19 protein-coding genes are annotated in these 22,061 nt (G+C 58.2%); 18 read left to right on the top strand and 1 reads right to left on the bottom strand.

Annotation, left to right across the window (positions count from 1 at the left end; all coding sequences use genetic code 11):
- Positions 1 to 888, bottom strand: coding sequence for a glycosyltransferase family 2 protein (locus AC0L3P_RS25695; RefSeq protein WP_473306145.1), 888 nt, complete (start codon positions 886 to 888; stop codon positions 1 to 3).
- 190 nt (positions 889 to 1,078) lie between these two features.
- On the opposite strand from AC0L3P_RS25695, the gene AC0L3P_RS25690 reads away from it, so the two are divergent.
- From AC0L3P_RS25690 to AC0L3P_RS25605, 18 genes are all read left to right on the top strand, one after another.
- On the top strand, positions 1,079 to 1,873 hold the full coding sequence (locus AC0L3P_RS25690; protein WP_473306143.1) for a WecB/TagA/CpsF family glycosyltransferase: 795 nt from the start codon (positions 1,079 to 1,081) through the stop codon (positions 1,871 to 1,873).
- A gap of 3 nt (positions 1,874 to 1,876) precedes the next feature.
- Positions 1,877 to 3,001, top strand: a complete 1,125-nt coding sequence (gene wecB / locus AC0L3P_RS25685) for a non-hydrolyzing UDP-N-acetylglucosamine 2-epimerase (RefSeq protein ID WP_354060816.1) — start codon at positions 1,877 to 1,879, stop codon at positions 2,999 to 3,001.
- Entirely contained in the window at positions 2,994 to 4,256 is a 1,263-nt protein-coding gene (gene wecC, locus AC0L3P_RS25680; protein WP_473306140.1) for a UDP-N-acetyl-D-mannosamine dehydrogenase, read from the top strand. Before wecB ends, wecC begins: the two co-directional genes overlap by 8 nt.
- 61 nt (positions 4,257 to 4,317) lie before the next feature.
- Positions 4,318 to 5,379, top strand: a complete 1,062-nt coding sequence (locus AC0L3P_RS25675; RefSeq protein ID WP_354128810.1) for a Gfo/Idh/MocA family protein — start codon at positions 4,318 to 4,320, stop codon at positions 5,377 to 5,379.
- Positions 5,380 to 5,429: 50 nt separating this feature from the next.
- Complete coding sequence (locus AC0L3P_RS25670) at positions 5,430 to 6,905, top strand: oligosaccharide flippase family protein (RefSeq protein WP_473306137.1); 1,476 nt, start codon at positions 5,430 to 5,432, stop codon at positions 6,903 to 6,905.
- A gap of 27 nt (positions 6,906 to 6,932) precedes the next feature.
- The gene (locus AC0L3P_RS25665; RefSeq protein WP_473306134.1) at positions 6,933 to 7,454 is read left to right on the top strand and encodes an acyltransferase; all 522 of its coding nucleotides are present in this window, start codon (positions 6,933 to 6,935) and stop codon (positions 7,452 to 7,454) included.
- Positions 7,455 to 7,546: 92 nt separating this feature from the next.
- Positions 7,547 to 8,725, top strand: coding sequence for a DegT/DnrJ/EryC1/StrS family aminotransferase (locus AC0L3P_RS25660; RefSeq protein WP_473306131.1), 1,179 nt, complete (start codon positions 7,547 to 7,549; stop codon positions 8,723 to 8,725).
- The gene (locus AC0L3P_RS25655; RefSeq protein ID WP_473306128.1) at positions 8,722 to 9,723 is read left to right on the top strand and encodes an NAD-dependent epimerase/dehydratase family protein; all 1,002 of its coding nucleotides are present in this window, start codon (positions 8,722 to 8,724) and stop codon (positions 9,721 to 9,723) included. Before AC0L3P_RS25660 ends, AC0L3P_RS25655 begins: the two co-directional genes overlap by 4 nt.
- A complete protein-coding gene (locus tag AC0L3P_RS25650) occupies positions 9,663 to 10,862 on the top strand; it encodes a DegT/DnrJ/EryC1/StrS family aminotransferase (protein ID WP_473306126.1) in 1,200 nt (399 codons plus the stop codon). The genes AC0L3P_RS25655 and AC0L3P_RS25650 overlap by 61 nt, the downstream gene beginning before the upstream one ends.
- A 194-nt stretch (positions 10,863 to 11,056) precedes the next feature.
- On the top strand, positions 11,057 to 12,094 hold the full coding sequence (locus AC0L3P_RS25645) for a glycosyltransferase family 2 protein (RefSeq protein WP_473306123.1): 1,038 nt from the start codon (positions 11,057 to 11,059) through the stop codon (positions 12,092 to 12,094).
- Positions 12,095 to 12,097: 3 nt separating this feature from the next.
- Positions 12,098 to 13,288 (top strand): glycosyltransferase family 4 protein, encoded by a 1,191-nt coding sequence (locus tag AC0L3P_RS25640; protein WP_473306121.1) that lies wholly within the window; start codon positions 12,098 to 12,100, stop codon positions 13,286 to 13,288.
- 267 nt (positions 13,289 to 13,555) lie between these two features.
- Entirely contained in the window at positions 13,556 to 14,413 is an 858-nt protein-coding gene (locus AC0L3P_RS25635) for a hypothetical protein (RefSeq protein WP_354128803.1), read from the top strand.
- Positions 14,414 to 14,604: 191 nt separating this feature from the next.
- Complete coding sequence (locus AC0L3P_RS25630; protein WP_354208723.1) at positions 14,605 to 15,462, top strand: 2OG-Fe(II) oxygenase; 858 nt, start codon at positions 14,605 to 14,607, stop codon at positions 15,460 to 15,462.
- A gap of 88 nt (positions 15,463 to 15,550) precedes the next feature.
- Positions 15,551 to 16,903: a hypothetical protein gene (locus tag AC0L3P_RS25625; RefSeq protein ID WP_354208722.1), complete on the top strand. Its 1,353-nt coding sequence runs from the start codon at positions 15,551 to 15,553 to the stop codon at positions 16,901 to 16,903.
- A 303-nt stretch (positions 16,904 to 17,206) separates the two neighbouring features.
- On the top strand, positions 17,207 to 18,004 hold the full coding sequence (locus AC0L3P_RS25620) for a hypothetical protein (RefSeq protein WP_473306118.1): 798 nt from the start codon (positions 17,207 to 17,209) through the stop codon (positions 18,002 to 18,004).
- Between the two features lie 88 nt (positions 18,005 to 18,092).
- Positions 18,093 to 19,283: a GNAT family N-acetyltransferase gene (locus AC0L3P_RS25615; protein ID WP_473306116.1), complete on the top strand. Its 1,191-nt coding sequence runs from the start codon at positions 18,093 to 18,095 to the stop codon at positions 19,281 to 19,283.
- On the top strand, positions 19,280 to 20,557 hold the full coding sequence (locus AC0L3P_RS25610; RefSeq protein ID WP_473306114.1) for a glycosyltransferase family 4 protein: 1,278 nt from the start codon (positions 19,280 to 19,282) through the stop codon (positions 20,555 to 20,557). Before AC0L3P_RS25615 ends, AC0L3P_RS25610 begins: the two co-directional genes overlap by 4 nt.
- Entirely contained in the window at positions 20,547 to 21,584 is a 1,038-nt protein-coding gene (locus tag AC0L3P_RS25605) for a glycosyltransferase family 2 protein (protein ID WP_354208718.1), read from the top strand. The genes AC0L3P_RS25610 and AC0L3P_RS25605 overlap by 11 nt, the downstream gene beginning before the upstream one ends.
- The last annotated feature ends 477 nt before the right edge of the window (positions 21,585 to 22,061 follow it).

The raw sequence follows: 22,061 nt of genomic DNA, 5'->3' as shown, positions 1-22,061 counted from the left end.
CTAACGGTTCCAAGCCATTGCTCGCCGCCCGCCCAGGTGCGAAAGCATCGTCATGGCACGATGTGCTCGGACAGCACACAGAACGGCGATAGCCTTGAGACGGGGGCTGCCGCCATGTAGGCGGTCGCTGGTTAGTATCGTAACAGCGCCTGGCGCAAGTGATGCCAGGACCAGCAAAGCCTGCGCAGTCCAACGCAATTGCCATGCTGGATTACCTTCAGCCATGTTGCGATAGTGTGCGATTTGTCGATCCCATTTTGCATAGAGCTCCCGAAGGGAGCTCCGGGCTGGATGGAAGACGATCATGTCGGGGATGTACCGAAATCGGAGTCCGGCACGTAGTGCACGCTGCCCCCACTCCATGTCTTCCGCAACGTCGATGCCAGCGAAAGGGCCGACGCGATCGAAATCGCGACGAAGCACTGCCATATTGCCTGTGCCGGAATAACCGTGGCGCTCGATATAGAGCTTGAAGCGGTAAGCGAAGACGGTCTCATAAGCTGCAACGGCATTAAGACTCTCATTCTCCGCCGTCCAGATGCGAACGTCGCCCCCGAGGACCGTGTCAGGCGGCGACGAGCGCGACCATTGCACTATGGTGTGCAGCCAATCCGGATGCGCCCTGCAATCCGCATCGATGAAGGCGAGCATCTCACCTCTCGCAATCGTCACGCCGGCATTGCGCGCTGGACCGGGACCGGGCTCCGATTCATGCAGCAAAGATACGCCGGGATGTCGAGCAACGACGTCCGTTGGAGGCGTTGCCGAGCCGTTGTCTACCACGATGACCTCGTACGAGTGTCGAGGCAGGGTCTGTGCGTCCAGGCTACGCAAGCAGGCTTCCAGCGCGTCAGGTTGGTTGAGGTGGGGAATAATGACCGAGATCATACGTTAATTCCCTATTTAATTTAGGCCGCCCTTGTCGCTTGCTCGTTTGCGCGGCGGCCTTCATTTTCAGCGGGTGCGCGGCAATGGTGGCGTATTTAAAACTTGCAATTAAATATCGGATGGGTATTATCTATATAATAATGTTAAATGCAACTTAAATTGCATTGTGATTTCTGAGGAGTAGGTTCCAATGCGCGCATCATTTCTGGGATGTCCCGTCGACCTCCTGACAATGGCGGAAACCGTCGAATTGGCGCGCGGGGCCATGCGTAGCCGCCAGCGGTTGCAGCATGTGGCGCTGAACGTTGCCAAATTCGTCAACATGCGTTCCGACTCCGTGCTCGCGGCCGATGTCGCCAGCAGCGATGTTGTCGGCATCGACGGCATGGGGATTCTCTGGGGCGCCCGAGCGCGCGGGCTCCCGGCGACGTCGCGGGTCGCGGGGGTGGATCTCCTTGCCGAGTTGCTTGCGGTATGTGCGCACGAGGGCTTTAAGCCCTATTTCCTGGGAGCCACTCCCGTCGTACTACAACAAGCAGTGCAAGTGGCGCGCGAGAGGTATCCTTCACTTGCCTTTGCGGGCTGGCACGACGGCTACTTCAAACGCGAGCAGGAGAATGACGTTGTCCGGGACATCCGATCCAGCGCGGCCGATTGTCTTTTCATTGGCATGCCGACGCCGCGGAAAGAACGCTTTCTCGCCGCCCATCGCGATGATCTCGGCGTACCCTTTATCATGGGCGTGGGTGGTGCGTTCGATGTTCTAGCAGGCACCGTTCGGCGTGCGCCGGTACAGATTCAGAGGCTCGGCCTCGAATGGCTGTACCGCATCTATCAGGAGCCTGGGCGGATGTGGTGGCGATACGCCACGACGAACACCCTGTTTGCGGGCATCCTGGGGCAGGCCATCGTCAGGCAGGCCCTTCACCACCCGCTTGGTGCGCCCGGCGTCGTTCCGCCGGGGCCGAGCCGGATCGGAGGGTAAGGCGTGCGCAAGCATTTTTTCATCCTTCTGGGAACCCGGCCGGAAGCAATCAAGCTCTTTCCAGTCATCAATCTGCTCAAGGCCGAGAAGAGCAAGGACATTTCCGTGACGATCTGTGCGACCGCACAGCACCGGCAACTGCTTGATCAAGTTCTCAAGCTGGCCAAGGTGGTCCCGGATTTTGACCTGAACGTCATGACGACCAATCAGACGCTGGATCATCTGACCGCCCGGTTGCTCGGACAAATCGGCGAACTCCTCGAAAAATTGAAGCCCACCAGGGTTATCGTCCAGGGCGACACGGCGACCGCCATGACGGGTGCACTGGCATCCTATTATCACCGTATACCGGTCTCGCACATTGAGGCCGGGCTACGCAGCGGTGACATCTTCGCGCCTTGGCCTGAGGAGGTGAACCGCAAGATCGTCGGCTCGATCGCCGATCAGCATTTTGCTCCGACAGAGCGCGCGGCGCGCGCGTTGCGTTCTGAAAATGTCTCGGATGACCGCATTCACGTTACCGGAAACACGGTGGTGGACGCCCTCATCCTCGCGAAAGCCATGGTCGAATCCGATCCGGGACTGTCGTGCCGTTGGGATGGCATCAAGAAGCGTCACGGCAATCGGCGCATCATCCTGGTGACCTGCCATCGCAGGGAAAACTTCGGCGGCGGCGTCCTTAACATCGTGAACGCGCTGGAGACCATCCTGCAACGGGAGGACGTGGCTGTTGTGCTCCCTGTGCATCCGAATCCGAATGTCCGTGACCTGTTTGCGTCTCGGTTTTCAGACCACCCGCGAGTCGTACTTATTTCTCCTCAGGAATACACGGATTTCGTGAGCCTGCTCTCGCTCTCTTATCTGGTCCTGACAGATTCAGGCGGCGTACAGGAGGAAGCCCCCACTTTCGGAAAGCCGGTTCTGGTGATGCGCGACACGACCGAGCGTCCTGAGGGAGTGGAAGCGGGGACGGCACGTTTGGTCGGTGCGAACTACGAGAGGATCGTTGCGGAGACATTTCGCTTGCTCGACGATGATCAGACCTATGCTGCCATGTCGCGTTCGCACAATCCGTTTGGTGACGGGCACGCGAGCGAGCGAATCGTGAAGGTCCTTCTCGATGCATGAATTACAAAAAATCAATGTCCTGGGACTTGGCTATATCGGTCTGCCGACCGCGGCGCTGGTTGCGAGCCGAGGGCTGCAGGTGGTCGGTATCGATACGAATGAACGCATCGTTGACACCGTTGCTTCTGGCAGAATTCACATCGCCGAGCCCGACTTGGATGGCCTAGTTTCCAAGGTCGTGTCGAGTGGTGCCCTCACGACTGCCAGAAAGCCTCAGCCGGCGGACGTGTTCATCATCGCAGTGCCGACGCCGATTGATCACGACAGCCGTCCGGACTTGTCAAGCGTGAATGCCGCAGTCGACTCAATCGTAGATCTTCTCGCGCCAGGCAATCTTGTCATTCTTGAATCGACATCGCCGATTGGTACTACTGAAGCCATCGCAAAGCGGATCCTTGAACGCAGGCCGGAATTGCACATCGGCGTCAACGGCAAGGAAGATGGCGCGATTTACGTCGCATACTGTCCCGAACGCGTGCTGCCGGGACGGATCTTGACCGAGCTTATCAACAACGACCGGTGCATCGGCGGGATTACGCCAACCTGCACGCGGCGTGCTCAGCGGTTCTACAAAATGTTCGTTCGCGGCGCTTGCGTCGGTACTACGGCGCGCGCGGCCGAACTGGTCAAGCTGACGGAAAATGCCTTTCGCGATACCAACATAGCATTTGCCAACGAGCTCTCGCTGATTTGCGACAGGTTCGACATCAACGTCTGGGAGGTGATCGATATCGCCAACCGCCACCCTCGCGTAAACGTATTGCGGCCCGGACCTGGAGTGGGTGGGCACTGCATTGCGGTCGACCCCTGGTTCATCATCGACTCTGCGCCGGACCTCGCGCGCGTGATGCGAACAAGCCGGGAGGTGAATAAAGCCAAAACGCAGATGATCATCGAGCGTACAGAGGCACTGATCGACGATCACCCCTATGCGAACATTGCTTGTTGTGGACTTACCTTCAAGGCCAATGTCGACGACGTGCGTGAGAGCCCCGCCATGGAGATAGCCACGCATCTCGCGGCAAAATACGGTGAACGGATCAAGATTGTTGAGCCGAATCTGCGCCGTCTGCCTCCTCAATTGGCCGATCATCGTGTCGCATTCGTGAATATCGACGAAGCCCTGCGCAGTTGCGAGATCGCGATTCTTCTCGTCGATCACGACGAATTCAAGATGGTGCCGTTAGCAGAGCGCCGGCACCTCGACGTGATCGATACGCGAGGCATCTGGCAGGATATGCCGGCGCGGACATAATGCTGCCGCTCGCTCGACAGGCGACAGTGAGTGAAATTCGCGGAAGGAATTCGAGGAAAGCATGCACAGCAGCCAATTGGGAATCGGCGTAGTGGGGTACGGCTATTGGGGGCCGAACCTTGTTCGTAGTTTTTCAGGCAATTCATCGGCGCGGGTCGTGTGCGTGAGCGATCTCGATTCGAGCAAGCTTGCTGCGAGCAAGCGGCTTTATCCAGGGGTGGAGACGACGTCCTGCTATGAGGACCTGCTGAAAGACCCAGCCGTCGATGCGATCGCCATCGCTACACCAGTGCACACTCACTATGAGCTGGCAATGGCTGCACTTAAGGCCGGCAAGCATGTGTTGGTCGAGAAGCCGCTTGCGCAAAGTGCGGATAGGGTTCGGCGCCTGATTGACGAGGCCGACCGGCGCGGATTGACGCTGATGGTCGATCACACCTTTCTCTACACGCCGGCGGTCCAGAAGATCCGAGAGCTCCTATCGAAGAAGGAGATCGGAGACATCTACTACTATGACAGCACGCGCTCGAGCCTCGGCCTGTTCCAGAAGGACGTGAATGTGATCTGGGATCTGGCGGTGCACGATATTTCGATCATCCACTATATTCTCGACGAGGAGCCGGTTGCGGTGTCGGCAACGGGCTCGTGTCACATCGCCGGTTCTCCGGAAAACATGGCGCATATCACGTTGTTCTTCGCCAGCGCCTGCGTGGCGCACGTGAGCGTCAATTGGTTGTCGCCGGTCAAGGTGCGCCAGACGTTCATTGGCGGCAGCAAGAAGATGATCGTCTACGACGATGTCGAGCCGACCGAAAAGATCAAGGTCTATGACAGGGGGATAACTCTTGATACTCCGACTGAAAATGCCCATGAATTCCGTATTGGATATCGAGCTGGCGACATGTGGGCTCCTCACATTTCCACGAAAGAGGCGCTGCAGACCGAGGTCGAGCACTTCATCGATTGCGTCCACAATGGCGTGCGGCCAATTTCCAGCGGCCTGTCCGCATTGCAGGTGATTGAGGTGCTGGAGGCGGCGTCGCGCTCGATAGCCGCGCAGGGGAAACCAGTCCTCCTCAAGCAACCGCATCAGGTCCGGGAGCGCGCCCGGGCCACGGTCTAAATCGTGATGCCGGCGGGCATTGCTAACCGCCGAAGGGCGACGGCTTCGCGATGAATTCGGTCCAACGTTCCATTCTGTTTTCGGCGGCCGACCGCTATGGCAGCCTTGTCCTATTCTTTGTGGCTACCGCGGTCCTTTCCCGTTTGTTGTCGCCAGCGGAATTCGGGGTCTATGCGGTCGTCAACGCCATCGCGGTGGTCATTGCTGCCTCCTTTCAGGAGTTCGGAGGCGGAAATTATCTGATTCAGAAGCGCGATTTGTCGCTCGACGACGTGCGCTCGGCCTTCACCATCACGTTCGGCATTTCGGGCGTAATTGCCGCTCTTCTGTTCGTCCTCGCTGACGGTCTATCGCAGTTGTTCGCGCAGGATAGCCTCAAGGGAGCCATCGAGGTTTCGGCTCTGAATTTTCTGCTACTGCCGATCTCCGGGACGATTTCTGCCTTGCTGCGACGGGACATGAAGTTCGGAACGTTGGCTTTATGCAACTTTGTGTCTGGTGTGGCGGTCGCTCTGGTCTCGATCGGACTTGCGATAGCAGGATTGAGCTATATGGCCCCGATCTGGGGTGGTCTGGCAGGAAACGTGATCCTGACCCTGGCGCTCCTGGTAGGCCATCGAGACCCCAGCGCGCTACGTCCTTCGCTTTTCGCCTACCGCGACATCGTCAGCTTTGGCGTTTATTCCAGTGGGGTGAGCGTCGTGAATGTCTTCTACAATTTGGCGCCCCAGCTATTTCTGGCCAGAATTATCGACTTTGGGTCCGTCGGTCTGTACAGCCGCGCGATCAATTTGACGCAGATTTTTGACAGGCTTGTCACGCAGGTCCTGAACCCCGTCATCATGCCGGCGATTGTCGCAAGGCGTCAAGCCGGGGAGGACTTGAAGGCCATTTACCTTGAGGCGATCCAACTGCTTTCCGTCGCGCAATGGCCATTCCTGATATTCGTGGCCTTGATGGCCCGGCCGATCATTGCGATCTGGCTCGGCCCGACCTGGCTGGATATCGTGCCGCTCGTGCGCCTACTGTGCATCGCGAACATGGCAGTTTTTGCGGCGTGCTTAAGTTATCCGGTACTCGTAGCCGTTGGAAGTGTCCGGGATGCGTTGATCTCCTCTTGCATCTCGCTACCCCCGTCGCTTCTTATAATTCTAGGAGCATCCTTCTGCGGTGTGCAAGCTGTCGCCGGATCCGCACTTTTGACGCTGCCTTTTCAGGCCGCGGTCGCGATTTATTTTATCGGACGGCACCTACGCTTCGGGCTAAAGGATCTAGTGCGGGCGCTGATGAAGAGCGGACTCGTTACGGCGGCAACTGCCTTCGGCGTCGCCCTCTGTGCGGCGTTGACGGAAGCTGGATTGCTGACGTCCCTCACCGGGCTCGCTTTGGCATCGTGTGCTGCGGCGCTTTGCTGGTGGCTGGGGCTGCTACTGACTGGGCACCCCTTGCTCTATCAGCTTCATCAGGCGGTAGCGGGTCTCGCTCGCATTACGCCAAGGTGGCGACTGTCGCGTTCGGCCCTGTAAAGCCTTGCGGCTATTCTGGAGACGAAGATGCCGATTACGAATGACGTACAGCTCGGCCGCGATGTCAGGATCTTCCATGCGGAACTGGTCAATCTTTATGGCTGCACGGTCGGCGACGAGACCAGAATCGGGACTTTCGTCGAAATCCAGGCGGGCGCCACGATCGGTGCGCGCTGCAAAATTTCTTCGCATAGCTTCATCTGCGAGGGCGTCACGATTGAGGACGAGGTCTTCGTTGGCCATGGGGTGATGTTCACGAACGACAAACACCCGAAGGCAACGACGGCGGATGGTCGTCCTCAGCAAGCGTCGGACTGGACGCTGCAGCGCACTCGCGTCGGTAGGGGAGCTTCGATCGGCTCGAACTCTACGGTTCTGTGCGGAGTGACGATCGGAGAGGGGGCCTCCGTAGGCGCGGGTGCGGTGGTGACGAGGGACGTTCCGCCTGGCGCTGTCGTCGCGGGAGTGCCCGCTCGGGTATTGTCTGCGGCTGAAACGGCGGTCTTGGGCGATCGCGGCTCAGCAGAGGCGCTTCGTAAACCATTTTAAATTCCCACATAAACGGTAAGATTTAATGATTGATTAAATACAATAATGCGGGTTAATGTATTATAATGTTGGTCCAATAGAGGACTTGAGCCTTGATACCCTTCCTGGATCTGAAAGCCCAATATAGCCAGATCAAGCCGGAAATCGACGCCGCGGTCGCGAGAGTCGTCGGCAGCGGGCACTTTGTGCTCGGCCCAGAGCTCACTGCCTTTGAGGGTCGCTTCGCGGAATATTGCCGGACCGCCCATTGCCGCGCGGTGAACAGCGGAACCTCGGCACTTCATCTTGCCTTGCTGGCGGCGGGCGTCGGAACCGGTGACGAAGTCATCACGGTATCCATGACCTTCGTCGCGACAACCGCAGCGATCCTCTACAGCGGAGCCAGGCCGGTGTTTGTCGACGTTGACCCGGTAACATGGACGATGGATCCCGGCTCGATCGAAGCTGCGATAACACCGCGAACCAAAGCCATCCTGCCGGTCCATCTCCACGGGCTGATGGCCAACATGGATCCCATCATGGAGATCGCGCGTCGTCACGGTCTGGTCGTCATCGAGGACGCCGCGCAGGCGCATGGCGCGGAATATCGCGGACGTCGCGCAGGCTCGATTGGCGATTTGGGGTGCTTCAGCTTTTACCCCGGCAAGAATCTTGGAGCGTTTGGCGAGGGTGGGGCCGTCGTAACCGATCGGCCTGACTTGGCACGCCGCGTGTCACTGCTGCGGGATTGGGGGCAGGAGACGAAATACAATCACGTCATTCCCGGATACAACTATCGCATGGACGAAATTCAGAGCGCGATACTGAACGTCAAGCTTGACTACATTGAGCGCTGGACGGAAGCGCGTCGGTCGCTCGCTGAGCGATACAATGCACTGCTGTCTGATCTGCCATTCGCGCGTCCCCAGCCGCCCCACTATGCCCGTCACGTGTATCACGTCTATGCGGTCAGATTGCCGTGGCGCGATGAAGCGCTGGCGCTGTTGCGTGACGCGGGCGTCGCGGCCGGGATCCACTATCCCGTTCCGGTGCATCAGCAGACGGCCTATGCGGAACTCGGCTATCGTGCCGGTGATCTTCCCGTCACTGAGATGCTAGCGAACGATTTCCTCTCTCTTCCCATTTATCCGGAGTTGCTGCCGGAACAAGTGGTCGAGGTTGTCTCCACACTGAGGAACGCGGCGGCACTGCGGCCCGGCCGTGTGGCCGGCGGCCGGGCAGAGCATCCACAAAGCGACATGACATGGTCCCACAGCAGGAGAGCGTCTTGATTGATCTCAAGGGAAAACGCGTTCTGGTCACCGGCGGCGCAGGTTTCATCGGCTCCCACATCGTTGATCTGCTCTGCGATGAGGGCTGCATCGAGATCGTTGCCATCGACAACATGATAAGAGGCCGGGCGGAAAATCTCGGGCGCGCGCTCGGACGTGGCCCGGTGAGAGTGGTTCATGGCGACATACGCGATCGCAAGCTGATGGAAGCGTTGATCAAGGCTGCTGATATTGTATTTCACCAGGCGGCGCTCCGAATCACTCATTGTGCGGCCGAACCACGCCTTGCCAAGGAGGTCATGGTGGACGCCACCTACGACCTGTTGGAGTTGTGCATCAAGCACGATGTTGAGAAGATCATCGCGGCGTCGTCGGCATCCGTATACGGCATGGCAGAGGAATTTCCCACCACCGAGCGCCAGAATGCGTACAACAACCGAACTCTCTATGGAGCCGCTAAGGCCTTTAACGAGGCTCTGCTGCGTACCTTCAACGATGCGTACGGCATCGACTACGTCGCGCTTAGATATTTCAACGTCTACGGCGGCCGGATGGACATCCACGGCCGGTATACCGAGGTCTTGATCCGCTGGATGGAGCGGCTGGAAGCCGGATTACCTCCGATCATTTTTGGTGACGGTCATCAAACCATGGATTTCGTCCACGTCCGCGACATCGCGCGTGCCAATATCCTTGCGGCCAGGGCAAAGATCACTGATGAGGTGTTCAACGTCGGGAGCGGCACGGAAACCAGCCTGACGGAGCTGGCTACTGTGCTTGCCTCCGTGATGGGACGCCGCGGCCTGGCACCCGAATTCGCGCCGGAACGCTCCGTTAATCCGGTGCCTCGACGGCTGGCATCAACTGGCAAAGCAGAGCGTTTGCTGGGGTTCCGCACCACGGTTTCGCTGGAACAGGGGCTCGCCGAGCTCGTGAAATGGTGGCGATCCGAACGCGAACTTGCTTCCGGCTCCCAGCGGCAGGCGGCGGCATCGTGATTCCGATCGCGGCGCCGCTGCTTGCGGATGAAGAAGCCGATGCTGCGCGCGCGGTCGTGCTGTCGGGCTGGGTGTCGCAAGGCCCGGAGGTGGCCGCGTTTGAGGGTGAGTTCGCCGCACTTGTTGGCGCGCCGCACGCCTGTGCCGTCGCCAATTGTACGACTGCCCTGCAGCTTGCTTTGGCAGCTTTGGGTATCGGCACCGGCGACGAGGTGATCACGGTTAGCCACTCCTTCATTGCGACCGCGAACGTCATCCGATACCAGGGCGCCACTCCGGTTTTCGTCGATATCGACCCGGAGACCTACAATTTGGATTGCGCTCGGCTGGCCGAAGCCATCACCGAGCGCACGCGCGCGATCATCGCGGTCCATCAGATGGGCATGCCGTGTGATATGGCAGCGCTCATCGCGGTGGCGCGACGCCACGGCATCGCGGTGATTGAGGACGCGGCCTGTGCCGCCGGATCGCAGATCCGGATGAACGGCGAATGGGAGCCGATCGGCAAGCCGCATGGAGACATTGCCTGCTTTTCCTTTCATCCGCGAAAGGTAATCACGACAGGCGAGGGTGGAATGCTCACCACCGCGGATGCCGAGCTTGATCGCAAGTTCAGGCTGCTGCGGCAACACGGCATGAGCGTTCCAGATATTGTACGTCACGGGTCGCAGCGCGTCATTTTCGAGGAGTACGTCCTTCTCGGCTACAATTATCGAATGACGGATATGCAGGCTGCGATCGGGCGCAAACAGCTCGAGCGGCTTCCGCAGCTGATCGCGCGGCGGCGCAGGCTGGCATCCCGTTACGCCGAACTGCTTGGGAATATAGAGGGGCTGCGGTTACCTTTGGAGCCGGGGTGGGCGCGATCCAACTGGCAGAGCTACTGTGTACGCTTGCCTGATCGCATCGATCAGAGGGCGACGATGCAATCGCTGCTGGATCAGGGAATCGCCACCCGTCGGGGCATCATGTGCTCGCATCGGGAGCTGCCTTATGCGACGGCGGCGCAGCGTCATGACCTTAGCCAGTCAGAACTCTCCCAGAATCGTTCGATCCTGCTGCCGATCTACGCGCAGATGAGCCAGGCAGAGCAGCTTTGCGTCGCAGAGTGCCTTAAAGCGGAACTGGCCCATGGATAGCTATTGCGAGGCTGACATTCGGCAGACACTTGGTCGCTGTACGCGACTCCCCTTCCCTCTACGCGCAGACGAACGCCGATGATCAGGAAAGAGTAGCAAGCTAGTCCGGGTTGAACGCCGCTACATGTGAGGCGACGGTCGCCGCAGTCGCCTCTTATTCTTGAGAGGTCGCCACGACGAGAGAAATCAAAGCGATGGCTAAGTTTGACGTCGTTGTCCCCTGCTACAATTACGGACGCTTCCTGACGGACTGCGTACGAAGCGTGCTTGATCAATCCGTCGCCGACGTTCGTATCCTCATCATCGATGACGCGTCTTCAGATTCTTCGGTCGAAATCGCGCGCGGCCTCGCGGACAGAGATTCGCGTGTACGAGTTGTGGCGCATGCAAGTAACAAGGGACATATCGCAACGTACAACGAGGGAATCGACTGGGCGAACGGCGACTACTTTCTGCTGCTTTCCGCTGATGATCTCCTCGCGCCGGGAGCGCTCGAACGTGCGGCGAAAATCATGGATTCGTGTCCGGAAGTAGGATTGACCTTTGGCGAATGCCTGGTGTGGCGTCGGGACACTCCTCGGCCGTTCGTCAACTTTGTCCAAGACTTGCGATGGACCAAGCAAGATCTGGTCGCGGAGATGTGCCGGACCGCGTCCGACTTCGTGGCCACGGCGACAGCGATCGCGCGAACAACTGTCCAGAAGGCTGTAGGCGGCTATAGACCGTCACTTCCTCACAGCGGCGATCTGGAGATGTGGCTCCGGTTTGGCGCGCATGCGGAAGTCGCCAAAATCGAGGCCGTGCAGGCGATCTATCGGAAGCACGACTCCGCTATGTCGAACGCCTATCTCGCGGAAATGCTGGCGGAGTATGGACAGAGGAAAGCGGCGTTCGACAGCTTCTTCGAGACCTGTCGCGATCGACGCCCGGACATATCGTTGTTGCAGCGGCAGGTGGCGCACTCGCTCGCCGATCAGGCCTTCGACACCGGGATCAGTTATATCCGACAAGGGCGCATCGAAAGCGGCTTGACGCTTCTGCGCTGGGCCATGAGCCTAGACTCGCGAATGCGCTACCTTCCACCGGCCTGGCGGCTTCTGCGGATGCCTGGGCCGGAGGGACGCCAAAGACTCCTGTCCTTGATGGGCAAGTCGAAGGCGCGACGGCGAAAGGTGTTGCAGAAGTCAGCCGCCATTCCCGTTTTACGCGCGGACAGGGAGCGCCAGAGATAGGTTATGACGAACAAGGTTCTCTTCCTCAGCCATGAGGCGTCGCGGACGGGGGCGCCAATCATGCTCCTCAACATACAGCGCTGGCTCCGGCGCAACGATTCCATTTCCTTCCGTACTGTGACTGCGAGCCCGGGCGACCTCAGCAGGGAATTCGCCATGCTTGGCAAGGTCGACTCCGTCGAACCCGGCGATCTGCTTTATCGTGCGATGAGGCGCTTCGATGCGCATCATTTCGCGCAGTCAAATCATCTGGCGCGCCTGCAAAAGGATCTTTCCAAGGACCGCTTCGGTCTCGTCTATGTCAATTCGATCGCTTCTGGGCGGTTGCTCGAACGATTGCCCATCGGGGATTGCGAGGTCCTCTGTCACGTCCACGAGCTTGCTGGAGCCATCCGAAGCGTCGGATTGACCAATCTCGCGGCGCTTGAGCGGCGGCGCCCCCGATACATTGCGGTGTCCGACGCCGTGAGGGATTGCCTGATCGAGAATTTCGACATAGCACCGCACCGGATCGAGGTCGTCGAGCCGTTCATTCCCGAGCTCGAAGGGGCTTCCCCCGATGCGGAGGAAGCGCGCCTCAGGCTCGCGCACGAATTGGACATTTCGCCTGACGTAAGCATCGTGTGCGGTTGCGGCTCGATCGAGGCGCGCAAGGGCACGGACCTTTTCATAGAGGTCGCTCGCCAAGTCGCCGGCGGCGTCAGTGGGCGAAATGTCCAATTCGTGTGGGTGGGCGGCGCCCCGGACAAAGTCAAAACCATGCAGCGCAGGCTCAAGAGCGAAGCGCCGGGCGCGCAGGTGCGCTTCGTCGGGCGAAAGGCCGACGTCGATACATATTTTGCCGCATCCGACGTTTTTCTTCTCACGTCGCGCGAGGAGGCGTTTGGCCTTGTGGTTCTGGAGGCAGCGCGGCGCAACACGCCCACGATCTGCTTCGATGCAAGTGGCGCGGCGCGCAGATTTGTCGAACCGGACGCCGGTTTCAGCGTGGCCGAATTTGATGTTGGGGAAATGAGCAGGAAAGTGATCGAATTCCTCTCGTCGCCTGCGCTGCGCGAACAAATGGGACGCGCGGCGAAACGAAAATTTGAGACGTGCCATACCCCAAAGCAAGGGGGGCGAGCGATCGCGTCGCTCATCCAAGATGCGATGAGACGGAAAAGTGCCGCGGCTCCGAGTGAAGAGTTCACCTAACTTGCGCGAAATGAGAATGGAGCAACAGCAGCACCATGCCCGGCCCGTCGGCATTCTGCATCCCGCTACCGTTTAGGGGATTTGGCGGCAGTTTCGCTCGCCGTCCACTGCCGCCAAGCTGTCAGAGCGCGATGCTGACTCCATTAGCGAAAGGGCTAGGATCTGCGCCGAGCAAATGACTTTATTTTATTCGTTGAAGGCTTGATTGCGATTTGTCCCGAGTTAATGTAGTTGCCTATTTAATTGTTATTGTATGGTGATCTCGCAATGTTTCCGGTCGCTGGCTTCCACGTCTATACCTGTGCTCGATCGAGTGATGCCGAAATCCTCGATCGTGACCTTCGGCGCTCGCCGGCGATTGCCAGGGGCGACGTAAAGCTCACGGTCTTATGGAATCACCCTAGCGCTTCCAGTGCTTATGCCCGGGCGATCGCAAGTGCGAAGGAGGATATCCTCATCTTTGCCCATTGCGACGTGTTCTTGCCCGAATACTGGTTTGAGCGGCTGGATTGGGAAATCCGACGGCTCACGCAGCAAGACAGCCGGTGGGCCGTGGCTGGAATGAGCAGCGTCACTGCGGCAGGGGACGTGGTTGGTCGTACGTGGGATGCCTCGCTAGCCCCGTTATTTCCCGAAACTGGAGGGATTCATGGGGGGGAATTGAAGGTACCTGTACGCGTGGTCAGCGTGGATGAATTGGCGATCATTGTCCGCCGGGACTCGGGCGTGTCCTTCGATCCCTTGCTGCCGGAGTTTCACCTCTACGGGGCAGACATCGTGCTCGAAGCCGAGAGGCTGGGCAGGTCCTGTTACGGTCTGGACCTGCCGTTGATCCACAACGCCAAGGCACAGCTATCGTTAGGGCGCGACTACGTTCGAGCCTATCGCTACATGGTGCGGAAATGGCGGGATCGCCTTCCCGTCCAGACCACGTGCGGCACGATCACCCGCAATCCGCTCGTCCTGCCGATGCGTCGCCTGCGCATGCGACATAAGGCGATATTCCGGAGGTCAACTTATTCGACGCAGCGGGCCTCGGACCCCTGTGCAATATCTAAGGAATTGGGGTTGGACCGGATGCTGGCTGCTTCTTTGTCGGAGATTGGCTGCCTGACGCCGGCGTGATTCATTCCGCCTTCTCGGGGCAAGCCCGGTGTCTCCTCAGGTGGGCCATTAACGTTCCTGATTAGGTTTATTTAATTAGCTTGATGCATATAATATCATAATGTATTGTGATTTAATAATGCGGCCGGCCACTCGAGAGAGCGGCATTCGAGTGACGTCATTTACCCCGCTGAACGGGGAAAGAGGTAGAAATGGTTGCCACAGCTGTGCTGCCGCGGTCTGCGGAGTCTCAATGTCTCGATACCAAGTCCTTCCTTCCGTTGGATAAAATGCGTCGCCATGCCGACGCATGGGCCGAGCAGTATCGGGACAACCAGCCCTTTTCCCACATCGGAATTGATACCTTTTTTGATGACGAGGTCATTGAAAAAGTCGCCGCGGAGTTTCCCGGCGAATTCGAGAGCTCGTGGAATCGGACCTTTCTCGATGCCGGCGCGTATGAAGAGCAGAAGCTCGGACTTGACCGCTTTGAAGACTTTCCTCCTTACATTCAGCAATTCGTCAGCTCGCTGAATTCGCGGCTCTTTCTGGAGTTTTTGGAGCGCCTCACGGGCATCGAGGGCCTTATTCCCGATCCTTACCTCGTTGGCGGCGGGTTGCACATGATTCCGCGCGGAGGTCGGCTCGCCATTCACGCCGACTTCAACAAGCACAAGAAGCTCAGGCTGGACCGCCGGCTCAATCTGCTGGTCTATCTGAACCACGATTGGAAGCAGGAGTGGGGCGGCGCCCTTGAGCTGTGGGATAAGGACGTCAAGGCAAGGCAAAAAGCATATCTGCCGATCGCAAATCGAATCGTTGTATTTTCAACGACCGATACTGCCTATCACGGACATCCTGATCCCCTAACGAGTCCCAAAGGAAAGTATCGCAGATCGATCGCGCTCTACTATTACACTAATGGTCGACCGGAAGACGAAATGTCCGAAGACCACACGACGATTTTCAAAATGCGGCCGGGCGAGGTCAGAAACCGAACGACCCTCGAGATCATCAAGCCTTTCATCCCGCCCATCGTCTGGCAGATTCCGAGAATGTTCAGGCGCTGATCATCTTTCATTCGACGGCGTCGGCATGGCGAAGAGCGTCCCGGGGCAGGCTGCGAGCCGACCGGTCCAACAGGTGGGGAGACATTCGTTGAGGAACCGCCTCCCCAACGTTACGGTAGACAAGGGCCCGGTGGAGCAGGAGCCTTGGATAGTTGCGAGTGCCGGTGCGGCTTCGCAACGCGCGCATAAATTCGCGACCTGGTTGTTCGTTCTTGGGGTAGTATTACCCGGCGATATGAGTTTTCTGCTCGCGGGCGCGAAGTTCAATCCTGAACGGCTCATCATCGCTCTGCTCTTGATTCCGGCCTTGTTCTTGTTGCTGCAGAGGGGACGGCGGTTCGTCGTCTGCGATCTGTTCGTCTTGCTGGCGTCAGCATGGATGCTGGTCGTATCAGCAGACAACCGTTCGGCCGAATTGTCGTCGGCAGGTGCAGTGGCGCTCGAACTCCTGGGCGGCTATTTCGTCGCGCGCGCATACTTCTTCGGGCACCTGGCGGTCGCCGAGTTCATCAGCGGCTTGAAGGTCGCAGTCGTGGTCATCGTCGCAGTTGCGATGGTCGACCATATGTCGGGAAAGCTCATCGTCAACAGCTTTCTCGGGCTGAATAGCGAGCCGGAGTACAGAAACGGCCTGATGAGAGGAGCGTCGGTCTTTCCGCACGCGATCTCCTATGGGACATTCTGCACTGCTGCCGGAGCGATATTTTTGTACGCGGAAAGACACCGCATGTCTCAGATTTGCTGGGTTGGAGTTGCTTTCGTCGGATGCTTCTTGGCGATGTCTTCAGCCCCCATGCTGATGTTCATGGTGGTCTTGTCGGTCTACAGCTATGATCGGCTCCTGAAATCCTCGCCATGGCGATGGAAAGCGTTCGCAGCGGTCATCGGAGCCGTGCTCGCGTTCATCTACCTGACCACAAACAATCCGACTTCCTGGATCATCGCGCACCTCACCCTCGATCCCTCGACGGGCTATTTTCGTAAGGCCACATGGGATCGAGCATTCTACAACATCGGTTTTGCTCCTTGGATAGGCTTTGGATTTGGCGATATTGGCGAAGGCCTGGAGTTCTTCGACAACGCTTCGGTGGACGCCGTTTGGCTGGTCATCGCGCTCCGGTTTGGCATTCCGATCGTTGTCTTCTTGCTGCTGGCCAATGTGACCTCCTTCTTTGTCGGGTTTGGACGAACGACCGTTGGCCCGACGCTCGATGAGTATATGGACAGGATGCGGTCGGGCTTTACGTTTGCGGTCATAACGTTCGTGCTGGTCGGACTAACCGTGCACTATTGGAACACCATGTGGATGCTTTGGGGGGCATATATCGGAATACGGGCTTCGCTCTACGAGCATTTTCTGGGAACGCGACACCTCGGCCAGCTGTATTCTGCTTGGCATGGTCCTCCGGTCTACGTTCCGGCGACTACGCGTCGATGGTAGGTATCCATGCAGTTACCTTTGACAATCGCCGTTAGGGGCTTGATTGCCTTCTCATCCGCCGCCGTGGTGGCACTACACACCGCTTGCTCCCTCGCAGGAGCGCTCGAGGACACGGGCGCGCCGCGCGCATACAGCGAGAAGAGCGATGGGGCCTCCGGTGCGCCCCATTGCGATGTTCAATATCCATCGCTGCTAAGCCGATATCGCGCTCGTCCTTCTTGGCCTGTTGCGGGGGTCGACTATTGCGTGGGACATCCAGCGGCGATCGAACCCAAGGATCCTGCTGCAATCTCGAGGGCCGGGGTGACTGTCGATCGCAAGATGCACCTCATCACCATAACGGCAAGCGGCATTACGCTGGACGGTTATGACTTCTCTCTCGATGGTGGCTGGGGCGTCGTTGTCCAAGGAGACAATACAAAGATCCAAAACTGCAATTTCTTTGTCGGCGCCCATCGTAACCAGCCCATCCTTGCGGCGCCATCGTCATCCAATGTGAGGGTCGCCAACTGTACGATTGATGGTCACAACGACCCCAACGTCAGCGGCCTCATTGAACATCGTGGTTCAGGTACGCTGACGGTGCAGTATTGCTGGCTGAAGAACGCCGGCGGCGACATGGTTCAAATGCACAATGGTGGCCGGGAGGCAGGCCTCGTTCTTCAGTACAATCTCATTCAGAATGCCGGTATGGCGCCTGGCGCCCACGGCGACTACACGGAGTTCATTGACGGGCCGTTTACGGTGACGATCGAGTACAATACCACCGCCCAGAGTGGAGGAGCGAGTCAGGGGTTCATGGTGGAGCCCGATATTGGCTCCAACCCCGGCAGGATCATCTCGGGCGAGATCGGCAACAACACGTTCACCGGCGCCGTCAACGCATTCACTGGTGTCACGGTCGCCGATATCGTGAACACGTTTATCGTGCGCGATAATTATTACGATCCATCGAGGACCTCGTCGGGACTGGCTTTTGGTGGTCCCATCCGCGGCGGCCCCAACGACAACAGCGCCAAGTCGATTTATCTGCGCAACGTGAACATGCTCACGGGCGCCATTGTGCAGGATGTCAAGACAAGTGGGATATCCCGTCGCTGATCGCCCGAGCTCGTGTAGCGGCCTGACTCCATCGGTGGCGTGTAGGGTCGGGAATGAGAGCCGAGGGAGTGTTCATCAAGTCAACACCATGAACGAAATCACTGCGCGCCACCAGATCAGGGTTGTCAGAACACGTTCCGAGATCGAGTCGCTTCGGGAGTTCTGGAACTCGTGCAATCCCCCTCGAGACGCAGATATCGACTTCTTCCAATTTATCCTGGACATATATCCGCAGGTTCAGCGGCCGCACGTTGTAGTCCTCTACTATGGAGGGCTTCCCATCGCACTTCTCGTCGGTCGATTGGAGGCGAGTCAGGTGCCGGTCAAGCTGGGGTATTTTGCTCTTCCAGTTCCTGAGTTAGGAGTCCTGCAGATTGTGCACGGCGGCTGGTTGGGAGAAATCTCCGAGCAAAACGCACGGATGCTGCTCGAGAGCATCATGAATTCGCTGGCGGCCGGGGAGGCCGATGCGGCCTCATTCCATTCTCCGGACGTCAATTCTCCGCTCGTCAAATATGCCCGCGGTCTTCCGTCCTGGTTGTGCGCCGATCACTTGATCAACCCACTAGCTCATCGGTTGTGCGAAATTCCGGAGAAAGCTGGTTCGTTCCTGGCTGGCCTTCCGAAGAAGGGGCGATACAACCAGCGCAAACGCGCCGAAAGTATTGCTTGTGATTTTGCGGAAAGCAGGATCGAGCGATTTGGTTCACCTGCCGACTTGGATCAGTTGATGCGGGACGCGGAGACCATCGCAGCCAAATCCTATCAACGGGGGCTGGGCGTAGGCTTCTCGGAAACGCCCGTCATCCGATCGCGGCTCTGTTTCGAAGCAAGCAAGGGCTGGCTGCAAGGATACATTCTTTACCTCGACGGCCAACCGGTCGCTCTCTGGATCGGCTCGCTGCGCAATGGGGTCTTTCTCAGCGAGTATGTTTCCTACGATCCGGCCTACGCGAAGTACGGCCCCGGCCTCCACCTCATTCTAAGCATATTGGAAGAACTACAGGCGTCTTCGGGCCGGCCGGTGCGGCTGGTCGACTTTGGTATCGGCGATGCAACTTACAAGGAATTGCTGGCCAACCTATCGAGGCAGGAGTCGACGGTTTATATCTTTGCCCCGCGATTCAAGGCGGTCTGCATCAACCTCCTGCGCACCTCCATCGGCAAGTTGAATCGTCTGGCCCAGAGTTTGCTGGGGAGATCATGGCTTGCTGGAATTAAGCGAAGGTGGCGTACCGGGGTTAGCAGTCAACCATTCTATCGGGCGCCTCCGTCATGATTGCGAAGCTGCCTGGATCGCACCGGAACAAGCATGTGCCGGAGGATGTACTTCCCCGAGTTCTTGCGGAAGAACCTGGACGCGTTCAGCAGAGGCGGAATCAAGCTTCTGAGCGCGACGCCGCAATGAGCATCTCGCTAGGCGTGATGATGCCGCTGCCACTCAACGGGATGGGAGTTGGCTATACGTGCAGTTCCCTCGCAAAGGGCATGGCGAGCGAGAATTTCGATGTCACGATCGTGACGCCGCGGGCGCAGTGGGCGTTGCCACCGGTACGACTCATAGAGGTGCTGCCGGATTGGGCGCGATACGTCCCGTACGGGTGCGTGCGACGTTGGGTCGGCCGTACGATCGAGGGCGTATTTCTCTCTCATATCGACAAGTTTCAATCCAAGAGGTCGGCAGCTTATCTTTGGCCGGATGCAAGCCTGGACACGATCAAGGAACTGAAACGACGCGGAGTCACTGTGTTTCGTGAACAGTTCAATTGCCACACCGGGACTGCAAAGCGGATCCTTGATCATGCGTACGAGCGGCTTGGAGTGGCGCCGGCGCATGGGATCACGGCCGAGAAGGTCGATCGTGAGGCTCAAGTCCTGCAGGCGGTGGATCACGTGTTTTGTCCCAGCCCGCTGGTCGAGGCCTCGTTGCTGGAGAACGGCGTGCCACGATCCAAGTTCTTGAACGCGAGTTACGGCTGGGAGCCGGCACGGCTTTTCGGAAAGAAGCCGTTGCTTGAGCCGAGCGCAGGCGTCACGGCGGTGTTCGTCGGCGCCATTTGCGTGCGGAAAGGGGCCCATCTGCTTCTGGATTATTGGGCAAGGAGCGGGGTGAAGGGTAGGCTCGTGCTTGCGGGGGAGATGGAGCCTACCATTAGGGAGAAGTGCGCCAGTCTTCTTGCCAGGGATGACGTGATCCTCTTGGACTATGTTAGAGATGTTGGCGCGCTTTATCGATCGGCCGATCTCTTCCTATTTCCTTCATTGGAGGAGGGTAGTCCCTTGGTCATATACGAAGCGAGCGGCGCTGGACTTCCGGTCGTCACGACGGAGATGGGGGCGGGGCGGTTCGTGCGAGACGGCCATGAAGGTTTTGTGCTCGATCCCTACGATGCGCCCCGTTGGGTCGAGACTATTCGTTCGCTGGCTGGCAACTTCAAGCTTCGACGAGCAATGTCGGAAGCCGCTGCCCAGCGTGCAGAGCATTTCGTCTGGGCTGAGGTCGCCAGTCAGCGCCGTCAGCAGATCAAGGAATGTCTTGGCTATGGCCTCTGATCGCACAAAGCTTGTCGTACTGATTGTCGCGTATCGCAATCCTGATGACATTCAGCGTTGCTTGAGGTCGCTCGCAGCGTCCGATTGGCAGGAGTTTGAAATCTTTGTTTGCGAAAATGGAGGGAAAGACGCGTTCGAAACGTTGGCGGCTGCGCTTATTGATCAGGAGCGGATGCTGCCGTGCATTCAAGATGCAGATGATGCCGTAGACGCCCCCGGCGGACGGTTTGGCTCTGTCTTCAAATGTCGATTTCCGAACCGGGCAGTTATTGTTCGACTTGGACTCGCGACAGATAATCTCGGTTATGGCGGCGGAATAAATGCCTGGCTCGAACGCCTGCTCGACACGGGGGGCTGGGAAGCTGTGCTCGTTCTTAATCCCGATACCGAGGTCCACGATAACTGCCTGACGGAGTTCATGTCCAAAGCAGATCAGGGTTTCGGAATGATTGGCGGCACCCTGGTTTTCGATCATGCGCCCGACAAAATCATCAACTACGGGCTTCGATGGTCGCCCGTGACAGGCCGGGTTCTCGCAGTTGGCAGAAATTTGGCGGCCGGCACTTCTCCCACAGCTGAGGTGCTTTCACGGATCGATTCGATTAGTGGCGCCTGCGTGTTAGTCACGCGAGCGTTTATCGAGGACGTCGGACTAATGGCCGAAGATTATTTCCTCTATATGGAGGATATAGACTGGGGTCGTCGCCGCGGTAAGCACAGGATTGGCTTCGCGGAACGGGCGATCATACGTCACGTTGGCGGCACCGCCATCGGTTCTGCGATTGATCCCAGAAAGCAGTCATTCCTTTCGGTCTATCTGTCTGCGCGCAACAGCATCCTCTTCGCACGCCGATGGGCCGGACGCCGGTGGGTGCTTCACTTTGGATGGGGATTGCTGCACGCCGCCAGGTATGCCGCTATTGGCGCTCCTTTGGCCGCAAAGATTGCGCTCATCGGCCTAATAGACGGCGCGCACGGAAAGTCCGGGAAACCCGACGCTTCTGTGCGATTACCTCAGTCCAGCTAGGCGCTGCAGATTTCCAGCTTCGGTCTCCAGGGGCGGCTTGTGGCTGTCAGTCTTGCGCGAGCCGGGATTTGGGAAAACGCGTTGATCGAGCGGCAGAGGCACTGCAATACGCGCTCCTCGCACGAAGAGCTGGGTCTGAGCCCGCGCGGCCTGGATCGGAGCGACCAAAGTTCTTTAACCTTCCACCGCAAAGAGCTTCGCTGGATTGGTTAGACTCGGCAAAATATTGTGGCATTGCTTGGCGCAATGCCTTACTTCGATTTACTGTTTGGATGGTTCTGGTTATGTCCCTCGATTAAGACGGTTATGTCGAGCCGGATTATTAATTGGCAATGCAAATTCTCTAGGACCTCTTAGTGTCAATCTATCTCTGGCAAATTTGGCCGCTTCGTTTTCTGCGCTCGGTAATGATGCTGTTCTTGTCTGTGGATTGCGTCGCGGTACCGGGTTTAATTCAATAAACGCGTGAGTATGGCG

It is taken from the genome of Bradyrhizobium sp. WSM4874 (assembly GCF_055811835.1).
The sequence above is the reverse complement of the archived record's forward strand: the minus strand, read 5'-3'. Positions and strand labels throughout refer to the sequence as shown.

Coding starts and splice junctions, on each gene's coding strand:
- AC0L3P_RS25695 (WP_473306145.1), bottom strand. CDS start 888: ATGATCTCGGTCATTATTCCCCACCTCAACCAACCTGACGCGCTGGAA.
- AC0L3P_RS25690 (WP_473306143.1), top strand. CDS start 1,079: ATGCGCGCATCATTTCTGGGATGTCCCGTCGACCTCCTGACAATGGCG.
- wecC (WP_473306140.1), top strand. CDS start 2,994: ATGCATGAATTACAAAAAATCAATGTCCTGGGACTTGGCTATATCGGT.
- AC0L3P_RS25675 (WP_354128810.1), top strand. CDS start 4,318: ATGCACAGCAGCCAATTGGGAATCGGCGTAGTGGGGTACGGCTATTGG.
- AC0L3P_RS25670 (WP_473306137.1), top strand. CDS start 5,430: ATGAATTCGGTCCAACGTTCCATTCTGTTTTCGGCGGCCGACCGCTAT.
- AC0L3P_RS25665 (WP_473306134.1), top strand. CDS start 6,933: ATGCCGATTACGAATGACGTACAGCTCGGCCGCGATGTCAGGATCTTC.
- AC0L3P_RS25650 (WP_473306126.1), top strand. CDS start 9,663: ATGGTGGCGATCCGAACGCGAACTTGCTTCCGGCTCCCAGCGGCAGGC.
- AC0L3P_RS25645 (WP_473306123.1), top strand. CDS start 11,057: ATGGCTAAGTTTGACGTCGTTGTCCCCTGCTACAATTACGGACGCTTC.
- AC0L3P_RS25640 (WP_473306121.1), top strand. CDS start 12,098: ATGACGAACAAGGTTCTCTTCCTCAGCCATGAGGCGTCGCGGACGGGG.
- AC0L3P_RS25635 (WP_354128803.1), top strand. CDS start 13,556: ATGTTTCCGGTCGCTGGCTTCCACGTCTATACCTGTGCTCGATCGAGT.
- AC0L3P_RS25630 (WP_354208723.1), top strand. CDS start 14,605: ATGGTTGCCACAGCTGTGCTGCCGCGGTCTGCGGAGTCTCAATGTCTC.
- AC0L3P_RS25615 (WP_473306116.1), top strand. CDS start 18,093: ATGAACGAAATCACTGCGCGCCACCAGATCAGGGTTGTCAGAACACGT.
- AC0L3P_RS25610 (WP_473306114.1), top strand. CDS start 19,280: ATGATTGCGAAGCTGCCTGGATCGCACCGGAACAAGCATGTGCCGGAG.
- AC0L3P_RS25605 (WP_354208718.1), top strand. CDS start 20,547: ATGGCCTCTGATCGCACAAAGCTTGTCGTACTGATTGTCGCGTATCGC.